18 protein-coding genes are annotated in these 17,150 nt (G+C 57.5%); 15 read left to right on the plus strand and 3 right to left on the minus strand.

All coding sequences use genetic code 11. The annotated features are described in order from the left end of the window. The first annotated feature begins 1 nt into the window (after position 1). The 9 genes from DQ230_RS14760 (at position 2) to DQ230_RS14800 (ending at position 8,424) form a co-directional block, all read left to right on the plus strand. The gene (locus tag DQ230_RS14760; protein ID WP_113913375.1) at positions 2–649 is read left to right on the plus strand and encodes a type IVB secretion system apparatus protein IcmL/DotI; all 648 of its coding nucleotides are present in this window, start codon (positions 2–4) and stop codon (positions 647–649) included. Next, complete coding sequence (locus tag DQ230_RS17415; protein WP_238987551.1) at positions 649–1,860, plus strand: DotH/IcmK family type IV secretion protein; 1,212 nt, start codon at positions 649–651, stop codon at positions 1,858–1,860. Before DQ230_RS14760 ends, DQ230_RS17415 begins: the two co-directional genes overlap by 1 nt. Continuing rightward, positions 1,857–3,149, plus strand: coding sequence for a DotG/IcmE/VirB10 family type IV secretion system protein (locus tag DQ230_RS14770; protein WP_113913376.1), 1,293 nt, complete (start codon positions 1,857–1,859; stop codon positions 3,147–3,149). The genes DQ230_RS17415 and DQ230_RS14770 overlap by 4 nt, the downstream gene beginning before the upstream one ends. 16 nt (positions 3,150–3,165) lie before the next feature. Continuing rightward, complete coding sequence (gene icmT, locus DQ230_RS14775; RefSeq protein ID WP_113913377.1) at positions 3,166–3,552, plus strand: IcmT/TraK family protein; 387 nt, start codon at positions 3,166–3,168, stop codon at positions 3,550–3,552. A gap of 110 nt (positions 3,553–3,662) precedes the next feature. Continuing rightward, entirely contained in the window at positions 3,663–5,021 is a 1,359-nt protein-coding gene (locus tag DQ230_RS14780) for a ParA family protein (RefSeq protein ID WP_203228085.1), read from the plus strand. Further along, positions 5,018–6,055, plus strand: coding sequence for a replication protein (locus DQ230_RS14785; protein ID WP_203228086.1), 1,038 nt, complete (start codon positions 5,018–5,020; stop codon positions 6,053–6,055). Before DQ230_RS14780 ends, DQ230_RS14785 begins: the two co-directional genes overlap by 4 nt. 229 nt (positions 6,056–6,284) lie before the next feature. After that, a complete protein-coding gene (gene repC / locus DQ230_RS14790; RefSeq protein WP_275263550.1) occupies positions 6,285–7,610 on the plus strand; it encodes a plasmid replication protein RepC in 1,326 nt (441 codons plus the stop codon). A gap of 86 nt (positions 7,611–7,696) precedes the next feature. Continuing rightward, positions 7,697–8,041, plus strand: coding sequence for a type II toxin-antitoxin system RelE/ParE family toxin (locus DQ230_RS14795; RefSeq protein ID WP_113913379.1), 345 nt, complete (start codon positions 7,697–7,699; stop codon positions 8,039–8,041). 11 nt (positions 8,042–8,052) lie between these two features. Further along, the gene (locus tag DQ230_RS14800; protein WP_113913380.1) at positions 8,053–8,424 is read left to right on the plus strand and encodes a helix-turn-helix domain-containing protein; all 372 of its coding nucleotides are present in this window, start codon (positions 8,053–8,055) and stop codon (positions 8,422–8,424) included. A gap of 4 nt (positions 8,425–8,428) precedes the next feature. On the opposite strand, the gene DQ230_RS14805 is transcribed toward DQ230_RS14800, so the two are convergent. Continuing rightward, on the minus strand, positions 8,429–9,526 hold the full coding sequence (locus tag DQ230_RS14805) for a tyrosine-type recombinase/integrase (protein ID WP_113913381.1): 1,098 nt from the start codon (positions 9,524–9,526) through the stop codon (positions 8,429–8,431). 157 nt (positions 9,527–9,683) lie between these two features. Between DQ230_RS14805 and DQ230_RS14810 the strand changes: the two genes are divergently transcribed. The 4 genes from DQ230_RS14810 to DQ230_RS14825 all read left to right on the plus strand — a co-directional run bounded on the left by DQ230_RS14810 (position 9,684) and on the right by DQ230_RS14825 (position 14,701). Beyond that, on the plus strand, positions 9,684–10,637 hold the full coding sequence (locus DQ230_RS14810) for a DUF1403 family protein (protein WP_113913382.1): 954 nt from the start codon (positions 9,684–9,686) through the stop codon (positions 10,635–10,637). Beyond that, on the plus strand, positions 10,634–11,233 hold the full coding sequence (scpB, locus tag DQ230_RS14815; RefSeq protein ID WP_113913383.1) for an SMC-Scp complex subunit ScpB: 600 nt from the start codon (positions 10,634–10,636) through the stop codon (positions 11,231–11,233). Before DQ230_RS14810 ends, scpB begins: the two co-directional genes overlap by 4 nt. A gap of 133 nt (positions 11,234–11,366) precedes the next feature. Further along, complete coding sequence (locus DQ230_RS14820) at positions 11,367–12,353, plus strand: AAA family ATPase (RefSeq protein WP_113913384.1); 987 nt, start codon at positions 11,367–11,369, stop codon at positions 12,351–12,353. 227 nt (positions 12,354–12,580) lie between these two features. Next, entirely contained in the window at positions 12,581–14,701 is a 2,121-nt protein-coding gene (locus tag DQ230_RS14825) for a S8 family peptidase (protein WP_113913392.1), read from the plus strand. Positions 14,702–14,922: 221 nt separating this feature from the next. Here DQ230_RS14825 and DQ230_RS17140 read toward each other — a convergent pair whose 3' ends face one another. Then, positions 14,923–15,378 carry a hypothetical protein gene (locus tag DQ230_RS17140; protein WP_203228087.1) on the minus strand — a complete coding sequence of 152 codons (456 nt, stop codon included), beginning with the start codon at positions 15,376–15,378 and terminating at the stop codon, positions 14,923–14,925. Positions 15,379–15,422: 44 nt separating this feature from the next. Here DQ230_RS17140 and DQ230_RS17145 point away from each other — a divergent pair, with 44 nt between their 5' ends. Both DQ230_RS17145 and DQ230_RS14835 read left to right on the plus strand, forming a co-directional pair. Further along, positions 15,423–16,238 carry a DUF5623 domain-containing protein gene (locus DQ230_RS17145; protein WP_162497463.1) on the plus strand — a complete coding sequence of 272 codons (816 nt, stop codon included), beginning with the start codon at positions 15,423–15,425 and terminating at the stop codon, positions 16,236–16,238. A gap of 86 nt (positions 16,239–16,324) precedes the next feature. After that, positions 16,325–16,606, plus strand: a complete 282-nt coding sequence (locus tag DQ230_RS14835; RefSeq protein ID WP_113913386.1) for a hypothetical protein — start codon at positions 16,325–16,327, stop codon at positions 16,604–16,606. A gap of 80 nt (positions 16,607–16,686) precedes the next feature. Here DQ230_RS14835 and DQ230_RS14840 read toward each other — a convergent pair. After that, on the minus strand, positions 16,687–17,150 hold a 464-nt coding region (locus tag DQ230_RS14840; RefSeq protein ID WP_203228088.1), incomplete at its 5' end, for a hypothetical protein.

Below are 17,150 nucleotides of genomic sequence, written 5' to 3' on the forward strand. Positions count from 1 at the left end.
GATGCTGTCAGATAATGAACATTTGAACGCAGCTGAATCTATCCTGCGCTCGGCGCGCACGTTCGAGATTTCCTATAAGGTCATGGCCAAGGTCGCGCTCGGTCTGGGTCTGTCGACCGCCGTGCTGGCTGCATCGACCGCCTATCTTGCGGTGAACCGGCCAGAGCCAAGGTATTTTGCGACAACGACAGACGGCCAGCTATTGCCACTCGTGCCTCTCGACAAGCCGCACCAGTCAGCCGCCGAGGTGAGCAACTTCGCGGTCAAGGCGGTCACCTCGTCGCTGACTTACGATTTTGCAAACTACCGCGCCGACTTCAACAATGCGCTGCAGTATTTCACCAAGCCGACCGGCTGGAACCAGTTCGTCGAGGCCGTCCAGAAGAGCCAGATGCTCGAGCTGGTGCAGACCCGCCGCCTTAACACCACCGCCGTCGCCAACAACGCAGTCATCGTGCGCGAGGGCATCAACGATCGCGGTGTCTATGAATGGATCGTGCAGATCCCGCTGCGCGTGACCTATCAATCCGCCTCCGAGGTGACAGGTCAGAACTTCATGATCACCGTCAATATTGAGCGGCTGCAAACCTATGAATCCCCCTATGCGATGGCAATCTCCCGCTTCATCGCGGCCCCCGGGGGTGCCTGATGCGTATTATACTCCGATCAATGCGACAGTTTCGCCTATCGACGACCGTCGGCGCCGCCGTCTTATTGGGCCTGATGCTCACATCTGGCCAGGCGCAACAGGTGCTGAGGGATGCGGGTGGTGATGAGACCGTTCCGCCCGGCAATGAGGTTCAGACCCCCCTGCCCCAGCCCGCAAACCGTCCGACCGCGACCCTGCCGGGTCAGAACGACGGAACCACGGTGGTCACCATCGAGAATGGCAGTCAGCCAGCACCCGGTCAACAGACCCTGCCCACCGGCGCCGACCCCCTCACCCAGAACGAGATCAATCAGCGGCAACAACCGGCAGATCAGCAACAGCAGACACCGACTGGCGATCTCCCGATCGTCGGCGCGAAAGAGTTGCTGCAAAGTCTGGACGATCTCGACCGTCCGCTGACGCCAGAAGAGATCACCGCCTATGGCGCGGCGATCCAGAGCCAGTTCCCGATGACCCCGGAGATGATCCGCGACTATCGCAGGCGTGTTGATGAGAGCCAGAAGGCCGCCGCCACCCCGCCATCGGGTCAGTTTCCAAAATCGATCACAGATGCCAAGCGGATTACGCTGAATTCGGCGCAGAAGCCGGAGGTTCTGTTGACCGGGCCTGATACGGTCAGCGTCATGGCGTTTTACGATCAGACCGGCGCGGCCTGGCCGATCGCGTCCTACGTGATCGGTAAACCAAAAAGTTTCCAAGTCTATGCGATGCAGGAAGGCTCGAATCAACTGGCGGTCACCCCGCTCGTCGCGCACGGGTTTTCCAACATCGTCGTGTCCCTCGTGGGAGAAAGCCGACCACTGGTTTTCGACGTGCGCACGAACTCTCTCAACACCCATTATCGCCGCGACTTCACGGTGCACGGGTTGGGGCCGAACGCTGCAACAAAGCCCCTTCAGACCCGCCAGAGCGAACCGGTCGCGCGGGCCTCAAACGACGTGATGATGGCTTTTGCCACCGGTGCCGACATTCCGGGCAATGCCGTGCGTCTCACCACGGACAACAGAGCCGTCAAAGCCTGGCGCTATGACGGCGCGATCTATCTGCAATCGGCCGTTGCGATCATCTCCCCGCCCGCCTCCGGGATTCTGACCGGACCAGGTCAGGTCAAAGCTTACCGGATAAGGCCGACATCCGTGGCGCTGATTTCCACCAACGGGCGCGTAACAAAAGTGAGGATTTCAGAATGAGTGAGTCCAAAAGCCCAAACGAAAACAATGATGAAGCAAATACCGGACCTGCAAGTGACAGGAGCGACACTGCTGACAAAACCAATGCGGGCCGTGTTACCCGCGGACGCAGGAGCGGGCCTTTGTCATTCAGAAACATGGCCTTGCTGACGATTTTGGCCGTCGGTGGTGCTGTCGGCTATGAGATTTGGAAGAACCCGGAGTTGATCGGTCCGAGCCGGGTCGCTGGCACACCGAACCTCGATGATACGCCCGCCGGTGATCAGCTGCGGGACTCCGAGCGCTATCAGGATAATTTGCGACGGCAGAACGAGGACGGTGCCCGCGAGGCACAGGAGTCTGACACGTCATTCATTGCAACACCGGACGAACCACTTCGCCAGATCGATGATAAGCCACCCGCCACGGCGCCGAACCCGAATCGCCCCCTGCCCCCGGCGAACGCCCCGGTCGAGACCGAACAGCCCAGAACCGTGGTGATCGAGCGTCAGCAACCGGCGCGGCAGCAGGCCCAGCCATCGCCGGACAAGCCTCAACCCCCGGACTACGCGCGTATCAACCAACTCGCCCAGTTGATGGCGACCCAGCAGCAGGGGTTGATCGGCGCATGGCGCGCGCAGCCTTCGGCCGTCACTATTGTCGTCGAAGAAGACCTGGTTTCCAGCGAAGACGCGGCATTTGCGCAAACGAGTGATGGCATGAAACGCCAGGCCGACCCCCCTGCCCACTCCGAGCCGCTCATTCGTGCCGGCGAGGTCGTTCTGGCCTCGACCATCATCACCAATGACAGCGACACGCCCGGCCCCGTCGTCGCTGAAATCCGCAAAGGGCCGCTCAAGGGCGCCCGGCTCCTCGGCGGACTCAAAGCCAACCAGGGCAACACACATCTCATTGTCCGGTTCAACACCGCGGTTCTCGCGGACGGCACCCAGGTCTCCGTATCGGCCTATGCGGTCGATGCGCGGCAAAAGTCACTCGCGGTGCGGAGCGATCTGGATCGGCGCCTGTTCGCACGCTATGCGCCGCGGGTTGCCGCGGCATTCGTGTCAGGTGTCGGCGCAGCGCTCTCAGATCCTGGCACATCGCTGATCGATCTTGGCGGTGTCACGGGTGTCACGCGCCCGGCACCAACAATTGAGCAAGGCCTCTACAAGGGTCTCGCGGAAATTGGCAACGATCTCGCGGGGGAGTTTGTCCAAAGCGCCCCCAAGGGACCGCTGATATCTTTGCGCTCACGCCAGATCATCGGCGTCTTGTTCACCAGCAACGTTGTGTTGCCGAACCGTTGAAGGCTGGAGGTCAACCATGGCTGAGAACAGATACAACATCTATCGCTCGACGGTGCATTGGCGCTACGCCATGGCGCGGCCGCATCTGGCGTTCTTCGACGCGCGCCTGATGTTTTTCATCGTCCTGTTCGCCTTCCACATCCGCTGGTGGACCTTCGCCCTGCTGGTGCTCGCGATCGCCGGGTTCACCGGGGCGGGATATTTCAACTACGCGCTCGAGAATGTCCTGCGGCTTGCGCGCTCTAGGTTGGTCGGACCGTTCCGTCCAACCGTCGCCTGCACGCGGCTCAGGCCGATGGTGGAGTTTGGGGCGGATGCTTTGAATGTGAGCGCTCAATCAACGTCAAAATCCTCGGTCTTGAATATATTCAAGACCTCAATCCGGCCGCGGTGGCGACCATAAAGAGCGTCTATATAGCATAGGAGCGCGATATCTATACAACATGTACCAAACCATGCTACCAAGTAGTCAGAACTGATTCCATAAGAGAATCGGAGGCAGTGGTAAGTATCATGAGCGGTACACTAGAACAATTTTTGAACGACCTCTCGCGCGGTCTCGATAAGACGATGGTGTCGGTCAGCAAGGACCTGACGATTCGAAATCGGATCAAGCGCTCTTGGTCCATGCGGCAGTGCGCCCGCTTTCTCAATGTCAGCATTCAGTACCTCACAAAGTTTGCCCGCGAGAATGGTGATTTCCCCGCCGGCGAGTATGTGGGCAGAGAGCGGGTTTTCACTCTCGTGGATTTGATGCAGATCCGAGCGTTGTTGGCCGCATCTGCTAAGCGACCGTACGACTATCTTGCTTGGAGAAAGCCCGGTGAAACGCTCCCGGTGATTTCGTTTGCGAGCCAGAAAGGCGGCACGGCCAAATCGTTGACTGCCGCACATTTTGCGCAATACCTGAGCCTCAACTATGGGATGCGCGTGGGTGTCATGGACGCGGACCCTCAGAGTACTATCACACTTTATTTTGTCGGGGGCGAGGGCCTGCCTCAACTTCCCACGGAAGATACGGCGACACTGGTCGACTTTGCCGGGTTGTACATGAGCGAAGATGGTAGCCCTTACACCGAGCATGACGCGGATACCTTGGACAGCTTTTTCCTGAAGACATCTTGGCCCGGATTGCGAATCCTGCCTGCGCACGGAGAGACTTCTGAAGGTGAACTTCAGATCACTCGACTCATCCGCGATAATCCTCCTGATAAAGCTTTCTACAGATACCTTCGGGACTCCGTCGAGCGCTGGCGTGACCATCACCAGCCCAAGACGGTGCCCAACGAACTTGTGTCCAATGGCTCGGTCGATACCGAAAAGCTCAACCACGCTCTCGTTGAGACACTCGATTGCCTGATCATCGACTACCAGCCGGCGCTCACTCTGTTTCAGCTGAACAACGTCGTTGCTTCGACCAACCTGGTTATTCCTCAGACAATGAAGGGATTTGACATTGCCACGCTGTCTACCTTCGTCACTGGGCTTCGCGGGATGATCAACCACATACTTGATCACGACCGCATCGAGATTGGTACTGGGGCCAATATGTTGCTGCCAACAATCGTGCAACGAACAAATGACCAGGACTTGAAACAAGTAGCTAATCTGTTGGAGCACTGTCCAACAGAAGTGCTGCCCGTTTTTTACCTCCGGTCGGATGCGATCGCGAACGCGTCAGACGTCTATCAGTCAGTTTATGAGTATGAGCCCGATACACGCGGCAAGAAGAAGGGTATCGAGCGCTTCATTACAAATGCTGACGCCGTCAACGATGCTATTGTATCCAGGATCTGGCCAGGTCGTGAGCGAGGCTATGCGGAGAGCTGGATCAACGAATTCTACGAGGAAGACGGGGAGGAAATCGCATGAAACTCAAGCGTTCCTTGTTGCAAGACACGAACAAGCCACAGGATGACCCGTCAACCAAGAGCCCGAAAGCGCAGCCCGACCCAAAGCGGGAAGCGATTGATCCGGTTCCTGTTGCGAGTGCAAAACCGCGCGTCGGCGGTGCCGGAAGCGCGTGGAAGGCAGGAGCTGTTGAGCAAAACAAAGCGGCGCTGAATCGAGCCCGCGAAAAGATTGCGGAGGATATTCTCAACGGTCACCACGAACTGTCGCTAGACTGGAAGATGGTCACTGACAGGCTTGGATCGGACCGCCGCGCGGACTGGCAAAGCCAAGAAGCATTTCACTCTCTAAAAGATAGTATCGCTGCAAATGGACAAGACACTCCGATACAGGTCTGGCCCAGTGATCCGGATTGGAAGCCAGATCCGCTAGACCCAGAAAACGTTGATGGGGTGAAGTTCGAGCTTATCACAGGGCGAAGACGGCATGCCATCGCAGGACTGCTCAACATGCCCCTGCGCGCGGTCTTGGCGTCGCCGGAAAAACGTGGATCTGAGAATGAAGAATTTGAACTACTCTTCATGCGGTTCAGAGAGAACGAAGAGCGAGAAAACCTCGGCCCGTTCGAACGGCTCCTATCGATTGGAGAGATGTTCGAAAACCTCAAAGCCAGTAGTGCTTCGAGCAATGTCACCGCGGTTTCTTTTGCCAAGCGCATAGGCGTCCACGAGAGCATCGTGTCGCGAGGGAGATCGGTTTTTAGGGACCGTGAGCAGATCTTGAATAAATTCAAGAATGCGTATGATCTTAGCTTTCCCCAGCTTCAGAAGGCTGTTTCCAGCCTCGCCGAACCCAAGAAGACAAAGACTAAGGCACCCGCAAAACCAAAGAAGGTGATTGTCACAAGATCAGTCGGATCGAGAAAGCTCTCGATGTCGTCACAAGGCGGGAAGCTGTCAGTCAGCGCTGCCGGACTGGATTTAGATAAGCAGGGTCTCGAGGGCCTTGGCGACGTAATCGCCGCTTATCTGCAAGAACATGGGTCGAAAAAATGAAGCGTTCGCCTGCAACGACAGGGAAGGGCGTACGACCCCTATTGAGGCCAAGAGCAGAGAGGAACCCCACGTGATCTAACGGCAAAAGAAAAGCCCCCAAACCAAGCGGCCTGAGAGCTGATCTAATATGTGTTGCAGCTTTTAGATAACTCTCCCGCGGATCGATGTCAACGACACCACACCGATTTGGTGAACGGGAACCTTTTGCCTTCATTCAACTGATGGAGGTGTGAAAACACTCATGAAACATAACGGATGGCGCAAGCCAACACCGGGCCTTGTGGTCGCTGAAAAGCATGCACAAGCCGGTGAACAGCTTTCTATACCCAAATCACAGGCAACCAGTGCGGCAAAGCGGGTAGCAGCAGCAATCGGGCTGCGAGCGCAGGACTTGCTCTTACTCGATACATTCGCCGCGTTCACGCAACCACAGGACTGGGAGCAGGGCAGGCGGCCGATCGTATGGGCCTCGAACAACTTCCTGATGGAGCAAACAGGGTTCTCGCTATCCACGTTGAGACGCCACGTGCGCCGGCTGGCAGAACTGGGTCTTATCTGGATCAAGGACAGCCCCAACGGCAAGCGTTATGGTCGTAGGGACGAAGATGGTGTGATCGTGGAGGCCTATGGTTTCGATCTGGCGCCGCTCGCAGCACGTACAGAGGAGTTCGAGACGCTCTATGCGCAGCTGAAAGAGGAACGCGCGCTCTGCGCCTCGCTGAGGAATGTCGTGACGATTACCCGCCGTGTTATCCGGGCTAAGATCGACAGAGCCCTGGAAAGCGGCCTCAGAGGCCCGTGGAAGCAGTTGGAGGAAGAGTTCGCCGTGCTACTACAGGGGCTTCCCAAGCGCACGACAGCGGCCAACAGGCTTATGGACATCGTAGACTGGTTCAAAGCCTTCAAGGATCGCGTAGAGCAAGCTTTCGAAGCCGCTTTTGATTGTCCCGAAGAATCTGACGCAAAACCATCACCTCTGCAGGTGTTCTCAACGGACAATGTTGTTCCAATTAATGTAAATATGACACCCACGGGTGTCTCAAATGACACGCACATACCAACTACAAATCAACATCATCCTGTAAATAGTAATCGCTTTGAAACAAAGCACGCGGCAGGCGTTGCGCCAGAAATGCCTGAGTCTGAGGGGGTTGATAGACTGGAAGGAGAGAATCTCGATATCGCCTGGAGCACGCACACCAACAAACGTACGTCAGAGGTCGATATTCCGATGCTGATGGCCACTTGTCCGCATTTTGCGGAGATGGCGCGCGCTGTTGGCGGCGGATATATCCGAAACTGGAACGAATTACACCGTGCGGCGGGTCAGATCAGGGGCATGGCCGGGATTTCCGAGGATGCGTGGAACCTTTCGCAAAAGGCGCTTGGACCAGTTGTGGCATCTGCTGCAATCGCTCTGATATTCGACAAACACACCACCGGAGAGGTCAAATCGCCTGGCGGCTATCTGCGCGGCATGGTCGAGAAGGCCAGAGCTGGGGATCTGCATCTGGATCGCAGTTTTTATGGCCGATTGAGCGGACAGACGGCGTAGGAGAGGATCATGAATGTAAAAACCGAAGCTGGAGAAATCGGAAATATCATCTTGAACCGATATCTGTTTGAGCCTATATTGCTGTCATGACGTGGTCCGTACTTGAACACCCGGACTTCGTTGAGGAGCGCGACGGGTTGCCGGAAGAGGTGTGTGACAAGCTTGATGCGGTGATCTTGCTGCTTGAGCAGTACGGTCCTCAGTTAGGTCGGCCTCATGTCGATACACTGGCTGGCTCGGGACACGCGAATATGAAGGAAATACGCGTGAAAGGGCAGGGGGTCTGGCGGTTTGCCTTCGCATTCGACGAGGAGCGAAACGCTGTGGTCCTGGTCGGAGGGGATAAACAAGGCAAGAACCAGAAGCGGTTCTACAAAACGTTGATTGCGACCGCCGATAAGCGCTTCAATGAGTGGCTCGGGGCGGAGTAGGGAGAGAAACCATGACAAAGTTGACCAAAGCATCCTTTGTGAACGCCGGTGACCGCATTCGGGGTCTTCCGGCGGCAAAACTGGCTCGGATCGAGGCTCTTGCAGATGAGATGGCATCGGACCTGCATCTCTCCGAAATTCGCAAGGCGCTGTCCATCACGCAGAAAGACCTGGCGGAGCGCACAGGCTTGGCGCAGGGCGAGGTATCGAGGTTCGAGAACGCGGAGCTGACCGGCGCGAAACTTGGGACGCTGGAGCGCTATGTCGAAGGCATGGGTGGGCGGTTGCGGCTTGTCGCTGAGATGCCCGATGGCACTGTTGCCGAGATCCCGATGACACGGGGAAAACCCGTGAAGTCAAAGATCAGCGCAGCACGGCGTTGACCGATCAAAGCCCGGCTGCCTTGGTCAGGTTCACACGGAACCGGTCGCGCCGACGCTGGTAGCGGCGGGTCATCTCGGCAGAGGCGTGACCGAGCTGCTTCTGGACATAGCGTTCGTCAACCTCAGCAGAACTGGCGAGGCCCGCACGCAGGGAGTGGCCGGAAAACAGCGCCAGACGGTCATTCTCCGACAGCTCCGAGCGGATGCCGGCGTCGAGCACGCATCGCTTAATCAGCCGCGCGACGTGTTTGTCGGACAGGCGGGTCTCGAGCGCCTTTTTGCCATCACGCGAGGTGCGCGTAAATACAGGCCCGAAATCGATCGTGGCGAAATGCAACCACTGCTCAATTGCGTGGACGGGGCAGGTCTGGTCACTCGATCCCCGACCAATTTCCACTTCGCGCCAGCCAGTCTTGGCATTGAGGGTAAGCAGGGCACCATTTTCGAAAACTTCGATCCAGCCGCCGCTGTCGGGCGTGTCGTCCTTATGGATATCCAGGCTGACGATTTCCGAGCGCCTGAGCCCGCCAGCATAGCCCAGCAACAGGATGGCCCGGTCGCGAAGGCCCCGCAGACCGAAATCCAGTGTGGCCACCATCGCCAGGATGTCATCGCGCAGGATCGCTTCCTTTTGCACCGGTGGCCTTGCATGTTTACGTTTGATCCCGGCCAGCACGGTAGCGATGTGGCGGTTCTTGCGATCAAGGCTGAACCCCCGCTGTGTAAAGGTCCATGCAAGCCCTGAAAGGCGGCGTTCGATGGTGGAAACCGAAAGGGCAGGGGTCTTGCCCGAGGGAGAAGCCAGGTCCGCAATGTAAAGCCCGATCATTTCGGAAGAGGGGGGCAGGGGATCGGTGCCCTTGATTCGGCACCATCGCCCAAAGTGTTTCCAGTCGGCAGCGTAAGCCTTGTTGGTGTTTTCGGCCGTGGAGGCTTTGGCGTAGTCGCGCGCGGTGTCGACAAGACGATCGAGGGTGCCCGAGCCCGCGACATGCGCGGGCAGGGCGATCCCATTGCTTTTTTCTTGATCTCTCTCGCCGCCCTGAGCGATATTAGGCGCACCAGAGTTTGATGAAATCGATTTCTCCTCCTCTGTGGTCATTGTTTCCCCGAAAATCCGCTAATTTTGAGGCTGTGCTGCACCGTATCCTTTGATGTCCGATAATGCAACATTATTGGACATAGAAAGGAGTTGTAAGGTGGAGCGGTTTCCACACTATTTGGTAGGCAAAAGCGCCGCAGCCGGATAGTGTTGGGGTATGACCTATCAGCCCACAGCTATCTCGGACGACCGCAACAGCCTACCGAAGCTGCCCGCGTGGGTCACCTCTGGACGGGCAGAAACCCCTGAAACTGTGACTTTTCGGTCTGGGGCGGCGCTGACCGTGCTGGATCAGCTGCTCACCGATCCGAGGCATGGTGTACCGGTCAAACTACTAACAAATCACCTGGCGTTGAAAGCGGCCACGGCAACCTCAAAGTTGGAAGGGCGGTTGTCGCTAGAGGCGGATATTCGCGACGCCTACCGCCTGACGCAGCCGGGCGAGGCAAGGGGGCCGGATGGCGATCTGCTTGCGTTCTGGCGCGCGGCGGCGCGGATTCGAACGGATGGGGCGGGTGAGATCGCCCACCTGATGGGCCCGGACCTCGCGGACGAGGCGGGGATCTGGCTGAAAGAAGCACAAGATCGGACTCGGACCTACGGGCCGCTTGCGGGCTGTATTGCCGTCCTGCGTGCCGTGCTCGACGTCGACGACCGGGCCGAAAGAATCGCCTGCCTGCTGTCGGACGTCGTCCTGGCGCGGGCGCTGAACTGGAAGGTGGTGCTGCCAGTTACGGCGCAGCGGCTCAACAAGAGGATGCTGCGCGATCTGGCCGCGACCGGGCAGGGGGCCGAACTGGCGGTTCAGGTGCGGATCCTCGCGGCCACCGAAGAGACGATCCGGATGGCGCGGGATCTGGCCCGCCGGGCCGAGGCACTTCGCACCGTGAAACCCAAGCTCCGGGCAAAAGGATCGGATTCGGCGGTCGAACTGTTCCTCACTGAGGATGCCGTGGGACCTGCCTCGATGCTGTCGCCGCGCATCCGGGGCACCAACATTCCGATGACCGACCGGGCCGCGCGGCGGTTCTGCGACCGGCTTGTTGAACTTGATGTCGCGCGGGAGCTGACCGGGCGGCCGACCTTCCGGCTCTACGGGATCGCGCCATGACGACTGCGACCCGGAAGCGAAAGCCGGCGGACGAGGACGTTGCCGTCTTTGACCGGGAGCTGGACGACCTCCCGCAGGAGCTGCGCTGGCGCGAATGGATGGGGCGGATCGAAGCGGTGTTGTTCGCCAGTGCCTCGCCGGTCGGTCGCGACGACCTGGCGCGCGTGGTGGGGCAGGGGGCGTCTGTCGAGATGCTGATCGAGGATATCCAGGCCGAGCTGATGTCACGGCCCTATGAGTTCGCCCAGGTCGTCAGCGGCTGGATGTTCCGGACCCGGGCACAGTTCGCGGACGCGATCAAGGCCGCTGCCGATCTCGGGGACCAGTCGCTGACCTTCACCGAGATGGAAATGGGGGTGCTCTGCGCCATCGCCTATCACCAGCCGATCGATCGCGCGGGCTTAGCCGACATCTTCGGCAAGGAGGTCAGCCGCGATCTGCTGGCGCGCCTCCGATACAAAGATCTGATTGCTTCGGGGCCGAGGTCTCCGCGGGCGGGCGCGCCGCACACCTTTGTGACGACAGAGACGTTTCTGACGACGTTTGACTTACAGAGCTTGCGGGATCTGCCCGAGCTAGACCTCGAACGAGTTTGACGCGAATGGTGCGAAACATGGTTTCTCGGCGGCAGTATGCCCAAAATGTCTCGTACTTTAAGTCAGTATCACACCACTATCTTGTGGTCAGACTCCCCTGTTTGGGCTAGAAATATAGTTAGGAGGACACGGCATGGCGCGCGGTGAATTGATGAAGAAGTTGTTGCTCAATTACGGGCGCGTGGATGAATTCCGCGCGGTCGTAGAGCAGATCATCGCCGAAGAAGAAAAGAAGAATAACAAAGTCCTTGCCCGTGGTCTCCGCAATGCTCTTGAAAACATCTCAGCTGCGCAGCAGCCCAAGGAACTGAATCGACTCGTACCGTTTCCGGACGATGCGAAGGAGTTCATTCAGCGCTTTGAACCGCGCTTCGGCCCCGAGGACATTCAGCTGAGCGTCGAGAACCTCAGCCTCTTCACGGGTTTGATCGATGAATTCCGCAAGTCAGACCTTATCAAGCGGAACGGATTGCCGGTTCGCTCAAAGCTATTGTTTTGTGGACCTCCCGGGACCGGGAAAACACTATGTGCCGAGATCTTTGCCGGCCAATTGGGTTTGCCGTTCTTCCACGTCAAGCTCGATCGGCTCATTTCCTCCTTTCTGGGCGAGACCGCGTCCAACATTCGCAAAACCTTCGAGTTCGCCCGCCGTCAGCCTTGTGTCTTGTTTTTCGATGAGTTCGACGCGCTCGCCCGTTCGCGCGAAGAGGGAAGTGATCACAGCGAGCTGCGCCGCGTTGTCAACTCACTGTTGATCTTCATCGATCAGATACAGCCGAGTGGGTTCCTCATCGCTGCAACCAACTTGGACGGGCAACTCGATCCAGCCATCTGGCGAAGGTTTGATGAAGTCGTCTGGTTTGATCATCCGGATGAGACGATGACGCGACGATATCTGACCAATGCGATGAAGAACTCGGAACTCGAATTCGATATCGAAGATATGGTTCAAGGAACCATGGATTATTCGTACGCCGAGCTTGAGAAAATTTGCAATCAGGCGAAGAAATTGGCTCTGCTTGATCGCAGAAAATCGATTTCAAAAAAGCATTTTAGAGACGCCATTCGTTATGCCGATCGACGGCGCATGCGCATTCGCAAGATTGCCAAAGGTTCGTGAGTTAGACTTTGCCCCAACATCAGCACCTTCCCTTGGTGCGCCTGCCTGAGAATTTTGCGCGCCGCAAACATGGTAGAGTGCCCAGTCCCCCAACTCGAGGCGGAGGTCATGGCGGTCGCATTCGGCAGGACGTTGATGCCGCCGTCCAAAGCCAACGCGCGCAGCAGCCTCCTCCAAGGTTCGTTGACCCGGCACTGATCCTTCGGGTGGCGATGAGCGGGGCAAGCATGGAGGAGGATTGGGAAGGTCTTGGCCTGACCGTGCTGTCGACCGATGAGGACAATACCCTAGTCCTGTTCTCGTCGACGGACGATTTGCAAGACTTTTGGACCCGGCTCGATCAATATGAGGGCCCAATACCGCAGGGTCAACGCAATCGTCGTTACGCCGGTTTTATTGACCGGATCGGCGCAATCGGCACGATTGAAGGTCGCGACCGCCTGGGCGTTCTGGCGCGCGAAGAAGGTTTTTCCGAGGTCGAGGATTTCCAGGACGATACGGACTACGTCGTCGACATCGAGCTATGGGATTTCGGTCCTCAGGCAGCGCGTCGGTCGCTCGGCGAAGATATTGTCGAGTGGGTTGAAAGCCAGGACGGGGAGCTCTACGACCACTATTGTGGGCCTTCCATCAGCATCATCCGTGTGCGGGCGTCCGGCCAGACCATTCGGCCAATCCTTGCCATTCCTCAGGTCGCTTTCGTTGATTTTCCGCCACAGCCCGATATCCAGATGGATCGACCTGAGGCCTTTGCTGTGGACGATATCCCGCCGGTGTCCCTGCCCGAGGCGGAGTTGCCTGTGGTTGCCATTCTCGACAGCGGCGTTAACGACAATCCATTACTCGAAGACAGTATCGTCGCGCGTGAGGCCTTTCCGGCAGAGCTTGGCGAGGCCGATGTCTTTGGTCACGGCACGGCTGTCGCCGGTGTTGCATGCTACGGTGACCTTCGGAACCATCTCGATCAGCCAGAGCTTGTCCCCGCTGCTCGGATTATCTCGGCAAAAGTCGTGACAGATCAGGGCCAGTTCTTCGAGCGCCGCACCCTACCGACCCAGATGCGGACGACCATCGAACGCATTCGGGAAGCTTATGGGTGCAGACTCTTTGTCATCTCGCTTGGGGATACTCGTGCGCGCTTCGAGCGCGGCCGCGTCGGTCCGTGGGCAACCACCTTGGACGAACTCGCGCGTGAACTCGATGTCCTGATTTTTGTATCTGCAGGCAATCGCGACCCAAGGGGCGGCACGTCTTTGGAACAAGGCGTCACGCAGTATCCGGGCTATCTTCTGGAAAACGCCAACCGCGTCTGCGAACCAGCAGGTGCCGTCAACGCCTTAACCGTTGGGTCACTCGCGCATTCCAATGGGCTTGGGTCGGAGCACGAGTTCGACGTCCATATCCAACGCATCACCGAACGGGATGAACCGTCGCCGTTTTCGCGCTCTGGCCCGGGTGCCGGTGGCATCAAGAAGCCAGATTTCGTTGATTACGGTGGAACGTTGGTGTTCGATGCCGTTGCTCGGCGCTTGCAACGTGCGCCCCACTTGGCAAATGCGGGCATTTTGACGACGAACGCTGACTTCCAGCGGCAACTCCTTGTGAGCAAGACGGGCACATCCTTTTCTGCCCCGCATCTGGCACACAAGGCGGCGCAAGTTTTGCGATATCATCCTGACGCATCGGCGAACCTCATCAAGGCGTTGATGGCCAGTTCTGCCCGTGTCCCAGAAGCCACGCAGCGCAGGCTGGGCGGCATGATCGAGGCCGAGCGAGACCAGATTCATGGAAACGGTGTTGTAAACCCCGCGACAGCAACCTTTTCTGATGACCACCGGGTCGTACTCTATGCCGAAGATGCGCTCGGAATGGACCAATTCGCTGTTTACCAGATCCCTATCCCTGTCGAGTTCCAAGGCAATGGCCCGCGCTGGATAAATGTCTCACTGGCCTTCGACCCGCCAGTGCGCCGGACCCGCGCCGAGTATGTGGGCACGCGGATGAATTTCCGGTTGATCCGGGGATGCAACGCGGATCAGGTCTTTGAGCATTTTCGATCCCACACGGGCGAAGATACGGAGGCGCCAGAGATGGCAGGGCGCTTCAACTGTGCTCTTAGTCCAGGACCACAACGTCGCGACCGCAACACGCTCCAAACGGCAAGTGTAAAATTCACCCAGGATACCGTGCAGTACGGTGCCGACTATTTCCTCGTGGTGCGGTGTGTCGGAGGCTGGGCTGCGGACCAGGAAGTCCGTCAGCGATACGCGATCGTTGTCGAACTGGAGCACGAATCCCCGATCGAACTCTATGCACGCGTTCAACAGCGCGTTCGTATCAGAGTATAGTGGTGCAGTTCCTTTTGTTTGAATTTGCGTGCTCGAAGATTCCGAGGCAGTCAAACGCGCGTTGCAAAAGGGCGCGATCCATCCTATCTTGTAGGTGCTCTTGGCAGGAGCAAGGCACTCGCCGTTCCGAAGCTGCAGGCAGCACTGCCCGAAGATTTCTCTAGCGATCCCCATCAGCTAACACTCTGGCTTGTAGGGCGGTAGGCGAGTGACGTTCGGTGTCAAGCTGGGAGATAGCTATGTTGATCGATGGACTTCGACCTACCACCCTCGTCGGGGTGAAACGCCTTGCCAAGCAACTCAAGAAAACAAATGGGATCAAGCATTCTGATGCGCTTGATCTCGCTGCTAAGTCTGCCGCTTGTGCAAATTTCCGCCACGCGCAACGCACTTTGCCTACCAGTGGTTTCGCCCGTTCCAAGTCCTACGTGCTTTTGACGATCTACTGGAGCGACAAGAAGCAGGGCCACCGCTGTGGTCGGGAAACTTTGCGGATTGAGCTTTCCATGCCAATCCTCGACCTCTGCCAAAAGAGTGCGCTGAGATATGTTCGCGGTTTCGGAAACCTTCGAATGGTTGCCGGAGACCATTTCGTGTGTGACGAAATTGCGCATACCCAAGAATATGCGCGGGATCGGCTTTGCACCGCTGAGCGGTCGCTTCGCTTCATGGAGCATACCGGACTGCGCCCAAATCGAGACCGTAGAAATATCCCAGATTTTTGGACACCGACAAACTACCCAATATCGATCATTCAACAGACTGGGTAGATCCAGACAACGGTCAGTTCGTCCTGATCGATGAGCCCTATGGCAATGTGCCTGACGACGCAGAACGTACCGATTGGGCAACTCGCAATGGTTGGCAGCTCGAAAAAGCATCGTGGCCTGGAATGTACCGGCCTTATGATTGCGATCTCTATGTCGGCATCGACACACGGTCCGGATACGACCTCGATGCCCTCATGGTAAAGATCAATGCCACACCAGAGCCAGCAGTCAGCGAAAACTGGACAGGCGAGTCCTCATCTTCGTGGGAAACGTTTCTCAGCCCCATGGCCAAAACGAAACAGGACGAACGGCGCGCAAGGTGTAAGGGGATGATCTATCCCTCTCCCAGCAAGGCAACCGTACCCTATAACTACAACCCTGGGTGTTCTCGCCGCCGTCCAGTTGGCGAACTCGGAATTGATGGTCATGTGCAGGCTGGACGAGTGATCAAGGCCGTGATGTCGTCGCAGTTTGCGCCAGGCGGGGTTTATTCGCGGTTGAATTCGCTTCGCTCAGATCTCGAGGATTGGCTGAGCCTTGAGATTGGTCGGGGGCAACTCGAAGGACCTGAGTTCTTCGAAGTCTACTATACTAGAACCGATGAGGATCAGGCGCGTCAACGGGCGTTGACCTCTGCTAACGACCTTGTTGCAACCCTTCGCGACCTAACACGGATGTTGAAGAGCGCCTATCCGGATTGCGCCCCACTTCGCCAGCAGCTTCGACGCATTGAGATGTCCGTATCGATAATAGAGAAAGTGAGGTAGTTTGTGTTGCGCGCCAAAGGATAATTTGGCTCGTAACAGCTCTGTTCTAGGCGCGGTAATAATCAAGCCAAAGGAATCGTCTGATCATGGACTATCCGGTAATTTGTAGGGAAGCCTTTGCTTTGGTGGACGATATCAGCAACGGAGCTTTCAACAACGATTTCAGTGAACGCGGGACACTCGCTACGACTGTTGAGGTCGCCATGCCCGTCCTTGCGATTTTTCGTCAGTTGAACCCCAATGACCCGAACTCGATCGCTGATGCGCAATCTCGGCTTTTCAAAATTGCCTCGGCAGAGCAGGGCGTGTTCTCGCGCTATCCTGCTCTGGCTTCCTTTGCGCTTGGTGAAAGCATAGTCGTCCAATAACGGCCCAAAAGGGCATCGAAGGGTCGAGCGAGGCAAGGGTTTGCCTCGCTTGTCCGCTGCAGTCGACGCAACACTGATTGCTAGCCAGCCTGCTCGCCACCTTTTCCTTCCCTGATACGGCGCAACAGCTCTTTGTCTGTTGGGTCGACACCGTTCATGATCGCCTCCACCTGACGAAGGTGCTGCGAGGCACGCCTCAGGTCCCGCGGGATGAGCGCTTCAGTTCTTGTCCGGGCTTTGTCCTCAACAACCTCGTGCCCTTCATGAACAGCCCACCCGATGAACCCCCTCTCGAAACGTTCTTTCGTTCGGTCGTCCAGGCGAAGTTCTTGAGTTGGCTCGCCTTCATGTATCCGGAAAACCTGATATTCCCGATGAAATCCACCCCGCCAGTTCTCTTTCAAACGGCCGGATTTTTTCGGTACTGTAACCTGACGTCTGGAAATTCGCTCGAGGTGGGGGTCATGAGCCCCTGCTGGGGCGCGCCCCAGCAGGGGCTGCCCATTCTGGTATTCCATGGAGTTGCAAACCAACCATGGAGAAG

Source organism: Roseovarius dicentrarchi, from assembly GCF_003316635.1.
Lineage (GTDB): Bacteria > Pseudomonadota > Alphaproteobacteria > Rhodobacterales > Rhodobacteraceae > Roseovarius > Roseovarius dicentrarchi.

What these genes read in the sequence shown, in the direction of transcription:
- DQ230_RS14770 (WP_113913376.1), top strand. Translation starts at nt 1,857, where the DNA reads ATGAGTGAGTCCAAAAGCCCAAACGAAAACAATGATGAAGCAAATACC.
- DQ230_RS14760 (WP_113913375.1), top strand. Translation starts at nt 2, where the DNA reads ATGCTGTCAGATAATGAACATTTGAACGCAGCTGAATCTATCCTGCGC.
- DQ230_RS14800 (WP_113913380.1), top strand. Translation starts at nt 8,053, where the DNA reads ATGACAAAGTTGACCAAAGCATCCTTTGTGAACGCCGGTGACCGCATT.
- DQ230_RS14785 (WP_203228086.1), top strand. Translation starts at nt 5,018, where the DNA reads ATGAAACTCAAGCGTTCCTTGTTGCAAGACACGAACAAGCCACAGGAT.
- DQ230_RS14780 (WP_203228085.1), top strand. Translation starts at nt 3,663, where the DNA reads ATGAGCGGTACACTAGAACAATTTTTGAACGACCTCTCGCGCGGTCTC.
- DQ230_RS14795 (WP_113913379.1), top strand. Translation starts at nt 7,697, where the DNA reads ATGACGTGGTCCGTACTTGAACACCCGGACTTCGTTGAGGAGCGCGAC.
- icmT (WP_113913377.1), top strand. Translation starts at nt 3,166, where the DNA reads ATGGCTGAGAACAGATACAACATCTATCGCTCGACGGTGCATTGGCGC.
- DQ230_RS17140 (WP_203228087.1), bottom strand. Translation starts at nt 15,378, where the DNA reads ATGCTCCATGAAGCGAAGCGACCGCTCAGCGGTGCAAAGCCGATCCCG.
- DQ230_RS14820 (WP_113913384.1), top strand. Translation starts at nt 11,367, where the DNA reads ATGGCGCGCGGTGAATTGATGAAGAAGTTGTTGCTCAATTACGGGCGC.
- DQ230_RS14825 (WP_113913392.1), top strand. Translation starts at nt 12,581, where the DNA reads ATGGAGGAGGATTGGGAAGGTCTTGGCCTGACCGTGCTGTCGACCGAT.
- DQ230_RS14810 (WP_113913382.1), top strand. Translation starts at nt 9,684, where the DNA reads ATGACCTATCAGCCCACAGCTATCTCGGACGACCGCAACAGCCTACCG.
- DQ230_RS14835 (WP_113913386.1), top strand. Translation starts at nt 16,325, where the DNA reads ATGGACTATCCGGTAATTTGTAGGGAAGCCTTTGCTTTGGTGGACGAT.
- DQ230_RS17415 (WP_238987551.1), top strand. Translation starts at nt 649, where the DNA reads ATGCGTATTATACTCCGATCAATGCGACAGTTTCGCCTATCGACGACC.
- scpB (WP_113913383.1), top strand. Translation starts at nt 10,634, where the DNA reads ATGACGACTGCGACCCGGAAGCGAAAGCCGGCGGACGAGGACGTTGCC.
- DQ230_RS14805 (WP_113913381.1), bottom strand. Translation starts at nt 9,526, where the DNA reads ATGACCACAGAGGAGGAGAAATCGATTTCATCAAACTCTGGTGCGCCT.